This window comes from Streptococcus cuniculi (assembly GCF_004570575.1).
Lineage (GTDB): Bacteria > Bacillota > Bacilli > Lactobacillales > Streptococcaceae > Streptococcus > Streptococcus cuniculi_A.
Genome location: NZ_SPPD01000012.1, coordinates 68,040 through 74,861 on the forward strand (window position 1 = coordinate 68,040; position 6,822 = coordinate 74,861).

7 protein-coding genes are annotated in these 6,822 nt (G+C 45.4%); all 7 read right to left on the reverse strand.

Annotation, left to right across the window (positions count from 1 at the left end):
- Nucleotides 1-31: 31 nt before the first annotated feature.
- Nucleotides 32-1,387, reverse strand: a complete 1,356-nt coding sequence (rlmD, locus tag E4T82_RS08455) for a 23S rRNA (uracil(1939)-C(5))-methyltransferase RlmD (RefSeq protein ID WP_135182407.1) — start codon at nt 1,385-1,387, stop codon at nt 32-34.
- Between the two features lie 130 nt (nt 1,388-1,517).
- A complete protein-coding gene (locus tag E4T82_RS08460) occupies nt 1,518-2,807 on the reverse strand; it encodes an LCP family protein (protein ID WP_135182397.1) in 1,290 nt (429 codons plus the stop codon).
- A gap of 13 nt (nt 2,808-2,820) precedes the next feature.
- Nucleotides 2,821-3,648, reverse strand: coding sequence for a prephenate dehydratase (gene pheA, locus E4T82_RS08465; RefSeq protein ID WP_135182398.1), 828 nt, complete (start codon nt 3,646-3,648; stop codon nt 2,821-2,823).
- Nucleotides 3,639-4,130, reverse strand: coding sequence for a shikimate kinase (locus tag E4T82_RS08470; protein ID WP_135182399.1), 492 nt, complete (start codon nt 4,128-4,130; stop codon nt 3,639-3,641). The genes pheA and E4T82_RS08470 overlap by 10 nt, the downstream gene beginning before the upstream one ends.
- Nucleotide 4,131: 1 nt before the next feature.
- Entirely contained in the window at nt 4,132-5,418 is a 1,287-nt protein-coding gene (aroA, locus tag E4T82_RS08475) for a 3-phosphoshikimate 1-carboxyvinyltransferase (RefSeq protein ID WP_135182400.1), read from the reverse strand.
- A 21-nt stretch (nt 5,419-5,439) separates the two neighbouring features.
- The gene (locus E4T82_RS08480) at nt 5,440-6,387 is read right to left on the reverse strand and encodes an L-lactate dehydrogenase (RefSeq protein WP_135182401.1); all 948 of its coding nucleotides are present in this window, start codon (nt 6,385-6,387) and stop codon (nt 5,440-5,442) included.
- A 354-nt stretch (nt 6,388-6,741) separates the two neighbouring features.
- Nucleotides 6,742-6,822, reverse strand: an 81-nt coding sequence (locus E4T82_RS13195; protein WP_167753602.1) for an IS3 family transposase, incomplete at its 5' end; no start/stop codon positions are given.

Below are 6,822 nucleotides of genomic sequence, written 5' to 3' on the forward strand. Positions count from 1 at the left end.
GCTTTTCACTATCCCTTTCGTTCAAAGGTTTCTAGGATTTTACGAGCAGAGCAACACACTCGACGTGGTGCGTCTGCGGGAAGAGATCAACAGGCTGAATTTTGCTGAGTTGGTAGCCTAGCTCTTGGTAGCGTTTGAGGTCTCGTGATAGGGTGGCGATATTGCAGGAGATGTAGACAATCTTGTCTGGGGTCATCTGGCTGCTGGCTTTGATAAAGGTCTCTGTTAGGCCTTTGCGTGGTGGATCCACTACGAGGACGGTTGCCTTGATACCTTCTTTGACCCAGTTCTCCATGGCATGCTCAGCCGAATCACAGACATAATGGGCATTGGTAATACTGTTTAAAGTTGCATTGCGCTGGCTATTTTCCACCGCCTGAGGCACGACTTCCTCACCATAGATCTCCTTGACATGCTTGGCAAAGGATAGTCCAATCGTGCCAATCCCAGAGTAAGCATCGACCACGATATCATCTGGTTTGACATCGGCAAACGCAATCGCTGTCTGGTAGAGTTTTTCTGCCATTTCCGTATTGACCTGATAGAAAGACGGCGCTGAAATTTCAAAGGTGGTACCTAGCATTTGGTCACAGATATACTCCTTGCCGTATAGTAGGCGAAAGTCTGATCCAAAGATAACATTGGTGTCACGGTCATTGATGTTTTGCATGATGGAGCTAATCTGCGGAAATTGTGCTACCAAGCATTCGATTAACTGCTCAATACGGAATATTTTCGGACGTGTGGTAACAAAGACCACCATGATGTCACCTGTATAATGCCCACGGCGGACAATGATATTGCGAATAAGCCCTGATTTTTCCTTCTCATCATAGGGTTTGAGGTCAAAACGGCGTAGCAAATCACGCACCGCCACAATCACCTGATCAATCTCAGGGTGCTGGATATAAAAATCCTCAATCGGCATCAAATCATGAGAATTCTTCCGGAAAAAACCTGTTTCTAGCTGTCCATTGACGCGGCGGACAGGGACTTGTGCTTTGTTGCGGTAGGCAAAGGGCTTCTCCATTCCCAGTGTGAGTGGCACCTCCAGATCCTTGATACCTGCAATCTTATACAAGCTATCCTTGACCTGCTTGGTTTTAAAGGCCAACTGCGCCTCATACTTCAAATGCCCTAAATCGGCAATTCCGCTCCGTAAATAAGTTACGTCAATCGCTTCATTGCGCTCAGGCGATGTAGTGAGGCGCTCTTCGACTTTACCGTAGCCAATTTTTTTATTGACCTTAAGCACGCGCATGGAAATCATCTCTCCCGGTAGGGCATTTTCCACAAAAAAGACCAAACCGTCTACCTTTGCGACTCCTAGCCCCTCATGACTCAAATCCACAATCTCTACTTCTACAATATCGTTCTTCTTCATTATCTGTCTTCTTTCTATGTTTACAGGCATCTTTTCATCACTCTGATATATATGTTTCATATTGGCGAATAGCAATAAAAGGTTGAAACCCCTGTTCCAACCTTCATTATAGCATATTTTAGCAGAGAGGACATCAGCGCAAGCCCAATTCGCTCAAGCGTCTTTGGTATTTTTCAAAGTCAATTTTGATTCCTAAGCCACCATAGATATCATACTCGTCGATCCAATCACCAAATACCGGAATCGTTGTCTGTTCAACGCCATTTTTAGCATCCAACATGATAAATGGTCCGTTCGTTATAAGAAAACTTTGTGGAATATTGGTCGAAGTAAGGGCATAGACTTTTCCGAGTGCTTCTGCTCCTGCAAAGAGCTTGAGTGGATTTTTAGCCTGTGTCAAAATAGCTGCAATCACCTGCTGTTGACGTTTGGTACGTCCATAATCTGACTCGTCATCTTTCCGAAAACGAGCATAGTTGAGCAGGGTTGCACCATTCATTTGTTGGACACCGACTGGAATCGTCTGGTTAGGCACCAAGCCATTTTCCATATGTAAATCATCCGGAACCTCAACCGACGACACCTGTTGTCCATTTACGGTTCCAAACTTAGCATCAATTGTCACCCCTTCAGGAAAGAGAGTATCAATAGCTGTTGCAAAGGTTGAAAAATCCACCATAGCATAATACTGAATATCAATGTCAAAATGATCTTTTAAGACCTCACGGATACTTTCAGCTCCCTTATGACCATTTTGCTCTCCAAATGTGTAGGCCAGATTCAGTTTGTAATCTGCACCCCCCATATCAATCAGGGTATCACGCATGAAGCTAACGAGCTTGGTTTTTTTGTCCTTATTATTAACATTTAAAACCATGATCGAGTCTGTCCGCGTCATGTCTGAAGTCTCCCCAGCCCGTCCATCTGTTCCTAGAATAAGGATATTCACCCCATTCTTGGTAGCTTGACCGTTAAAGGTTTCTGGAGTGGCCTTGGTTTCAACACCATTCATCCCTTTGACAAACATGAATCCCAGAGCCCCCAGTATCAAGACAACTCCTAGTAAAAGGAGCATAATGAAACGCTTGATTCGTCCCTTTTTCTTCTTACGAATTTTAGGTTGCTTGATGGGACGCGCCTGTGACTTTTTCTTTTGCTGGCGAGGATAAGCAGGGAGAATCCCCTCTTCCGATTCCAGCTCTAGGTCACGAAAATCCTCTGCTTCTTCTGCCCAGTCTTCTAGCTCTACTGGTCGGCTTCTGCGAGGGGCTGGTCGTGATGATCGAACGACATCGCCATTTAATTTGCGCTCTAGGTAGCCCAGTTCTCTCTGTTCCCTGTCATTTAAATAGTGAATATTTTTTCGTAAATAATCTAATCGTAGTTCCTCATGATGGGTGAGGTTACTCTCATATCTTGTCATTGTACTTCCCTTTTCATTGAGCCTGATAAATAAAATAGTCTCCTAAAATCTTATAAGAAATCCCTAGACTTGTCAATTCTTTTAAGGCATGGTCCAATAATTCTGGACTGGTATTGACTGCATCGAGAATAAAAAAATATTCTCCCAAAGCCGTTTTCAAGGGTCTGCTTTCAATTTTGGTCAAATCAATTCCCCGCCACGCAAACACTGACATGGCCTTATAAAGAGCCCCCGGTAGGTTGTCTGGCAGTGTTAGAGCGAGCGAACATTTTCTACTTGTTGATGTCAGAGGCAAACTCTGTTCTTCGTTTCCCAAAATCCAAAAACGGGTGAAATTCTGACTCATCTCCTGAATGTCTTGTGCGACAATCTCAAGACCGTATTCCTGAGCTGCGGCATGGGGAGCAATCGCTGCAAAGGGCTGATCCGAGTTGTTTGCCACAAAACGGGCCGCGTAAGCCGTGCTGGCTGTTGCTTCAAGTCGAGCCTGCGGATAATGCGTATCGATATATTTTTTTCCTTGGGCCAAGGCCTGTGGATGCGAGTAAATCACTTGGATGTCTGTTGAATGAGACGTTGCCATCAACTGCTGAAAAATCGGCTGGACAACTTCTGCCACTGCACGCAAGTCTGCCTGATGAAAGAGGTAGTCGATGGTCTCATGGACACTCCCTTCAATCGAATTTTCAACTGGAATAACGGAATAATCAACCGCATGTTGCTCAACGGCTTTCATGACCTCTGTAATCGTGTCGTAGGAGACCAATTCTGCCTGTGGAAAGGCCTGCTGTGCCACCTGATGGGTAAAGGAGCCCCGTGGCCCTAAAAATGCTATATACATTGAATAATCCTTGCTACTTCTTCTGGCGTACGGTTGTCTGTATTAATCACCAAATCAGATAATCCCTCATAGAGCATCATACGACGTTCATAAATACCGTGGAAATCTTCTTTTGAATTGTTCAAAAAGAGGGGACGTTGGAAGATTTTATCCTCTTTAATCCGCTCATATAAGACCTCAAAGGAGGCAGCTAGAAGGACATTGTACTTGCGATTTTGGCGAAGAAGGTCACGATTTCTTTCTGAGATGACCACACCGCCACCGGTTGAGATGACGATGTCCCCCTCCAATTGCAATAGTTCTTCGAGGGTTTCTGACTCAATTGTCCGAAAGGCAGCTTCGCCTTCTTGCGCAAAAAAGTCAGAGATGGACATACCAATTTTTTCTTCGATGATGGTATCCATATCATAAAAAGGACGCTTGATATGCTGGGAAACGGTTGTCTTTCCTGCTCCCATAAACCCTAGTAAAATAATTGCCATACTACTTTTCTCCTATTAACCCTTGTAAATCCTCAAAGAAACTTGGATAGCTAGTGTTGATTGCTTCTGCCCGCTCCAAGTGCACCTCGCCTTCTTTGACCAAAAGACTGGCAATCGCTATCATCATGCCGATGCGGTGGTCACCAAAAGTGTTGACACTGGCGCCGTGAAGCGGTGTTTTTCCTTTAATAATCATGCCATCCTCGGTCGGTGTAATGTCTGCCCCCATGCTGTTGAGAGCATCAGCCACTACCTGAATGCGGTCCGTTTCCTTGACCTTGAGCTCTTCTGCATCACGGATAATAGTAGTTCCCTGTGCCTGCGTAGCAAGAAGGGCAATGATTGGCAATTCATCAATCAAGCGTGGAATCGTGTCACCAGCAATCTCCGTTCCCACGAGTTCAGAGGTCTCAACTGTCAGGGTTGCTGATTTGGCTACTTCATCCACCTGACTGAGGGTCAACTTGCCACCCATAGCTTCAATGACCTCTAAAATCCCTGCTCTGGTTTCGGTAATGCCAACATTCTCAAGTACCATCTTTGCATTTGGGACGATCAGACTTGCAACGAGCCAAAAAGCTGCACTTGAGATATCTCCTGGTACCTGCACTTCTTGGCCCGTAAAGACTTGGCCACCGCTAATGCGGATTTCTTTACCATTTATACGAATCTCACCGCCAAACTGACGGATCATGTCTTCTGTATGGTTACGGGTCAATTCTTTTTCAAGAATAACAGACTCACCTTGGGCCTGTAAGGCTGCAAAAATGAGAGCCGATTTGACCTGAGCTGAAGCAACAGGTAGAGAATACTGAATCGGCTGCAAGTTCTTTGTCCCTTTCATGATCAAAGGGGGCAAATCGCGCTCGGTTTGTCCAGAAATGCGCACTCCCATTTGACGCAAAGGAATCGTTACTCGGTCCATTGGGCGTTTTGAAAGACTGTCGTCTCCAAACATCTCCACTTCAAAGTCCTGACCTGCGAGAACCCCTGAAATCAGACGAATAGACGTTCCAGAATTGCCCATATCAAGGGGGGTATTGGGAGCTTGCAGTCCATCAAAGCCGACACCATGAATCTCAACGACCTCACCCTTGTCCTCAATTTTCACTCCCAGCTCACGGAAAGCCTGCATGGTGGACAAAACATCTTCTCCGCGTAACATGCCGTAGACCTTGGTCACACCTTGCGCTATACTCCCAAACATAATGGAACGATGACTAATGGATTTATCACCCGGTACACGCAAACTGCCTACCAATCTATCTACATTTGTCCTTAACTGCATGTGCTATCCTTTCTTACTATGTCACAACTCATTTTCTGAACCTCCAGCCCCGCCTTGCAAACAACTCCTAAATTTGTCTTGAATAAAGCGGGCAGAGGCACGCAATTTTTCTTCTTCATCAACCGTCAAATGTAGCTGAGACCGCTCTATAATCCCTGATCTGCCAACAATGGCTGGGTAGCTGAGATAGGTCTCTAATGGCTCATAATAGTGGGAAACTGCTAGTTCTGCATGAGCATCTGACACAATGGCTTGCACAAGGCGAATGGTCGCAGTCGCAATCCCGTAAGAGGTGTATTTTTTAGTGTAAAAGACTGTGTGACCTCCCTGAATCGCTTCCTGTTCCACTCTTGCCAATTCAGATGTAGTGAGCAAATCAGAAATAGCCTGTCCCTTGACCTTGACTTGGCTCCATGCGGTGAATTGGGAGTTGCCATGCTCTCCGAGATTATAGCCCTCTACACTGCGAGCATCGATTGCAAGACGCTGGGAAACTGCCCGCTTCATTCTAGCAGTATCCAGCAAGGTCCCTGTCCCGATGACCCGCTCCTTTGGCAGTCCGGTATATTTCTGATAGAGGCTCGTCACGACATCTACTGGATTGGAGATTACCACCAAGATTCCCTTAAAGCCAACAGCCTTCAATTGCTGAGCGACAAGGGGAACTTCTTTCGCCGTAAAAGGAAGCTCTGCAAAGCGATCCGCATGGGGATTGTCTTGGAGTTTGATATTTCCCAAGGCTGAAATGACGACATCGGCATCTGCTAAGGCTTGGTAGTCATTCACGATGATAGTAGCATGATGAAGAAGATTAGCTGCTGCATCTGCAAAATCCATAGCTTCTGCTGCGACCTTTGCCTCATCTGTATCAATCAAGACATAGTCATCAAAAGCACCTTGTGCGATCAAGCCGTGTGCTACCGTTGCACCGACATGCCCTAGTCCAATAATTCCCACTTTACGCGCCATAGATTGTGCCTCCTCTACCTAACGATGATTGTCTTAGTCAGTATTCTACCATATTTAGGTAATATTTTCATGATTTTCCTGTATAGTAATGTACATTTTATTTGGGAAATGTTTGACACGAGCACCGCTCGTCCTATTTCCAACCTTCAACCGTCTATCCCTAGACTGTTGAAGTACTTCTCCTCATATGGTGTAGGGCGACGGCGACCATGTGTTGGGGGAAGGAAAATGAATGGCAGCTACCTAGCTTAAAAGCGCTTACTGTTTTAAACCGAACTGATTATAAAAGCAAAAAGAGCTTGAGACCTTTATGAACGGCTCCCTGTCAAGTAGACAGTCAAATACTAAAAGATATTAAGCAACCTGATTCCTGAATTCCCAAGGGGTCAGGTTGTTTAATTTTGCTTGATAGCGTTGTGTGTTGTAAAACTGTAC

Bases quoted from the DNA above. Each gene is read 5' to 3' on its own strand.
- pheA (WP_135182398.1), bottom strand. From the start codon at position 3,648: ATGTATATAGCATTTTTAGGGCCACGGGGCTCCTTTACCCATCAGGTG.
- E4T82_RS08480 (WP_135182401.1), bottom strand. From the start codon at position 6,387: ATGGCGCGTAAAGTGGGAATTATTGGACTAGGGCATGTCGGTGCAACG.
- E4T82_RS08470 (WP_135182399.1), bottom strand. From the start codon at position 4,130: ATGGCAATTATTTTACTAGGGTTTATGGGAGCAGGAAAGACAACCGTT.
- E4T82_RS08460 (WP_135182397.1), bottom strand. From the start codon at position 2,807: ATGACAAGATATGAGAGTAACCTCACCCATCATGAGGAACTACGATTA.
- aroA (WP_135182400.1), bottom strand. From the start codon at position 5,418: ATGCAGTTAAGGACAAATGTAGATAGATTGGTAGGCAGTTTGCGTGTA.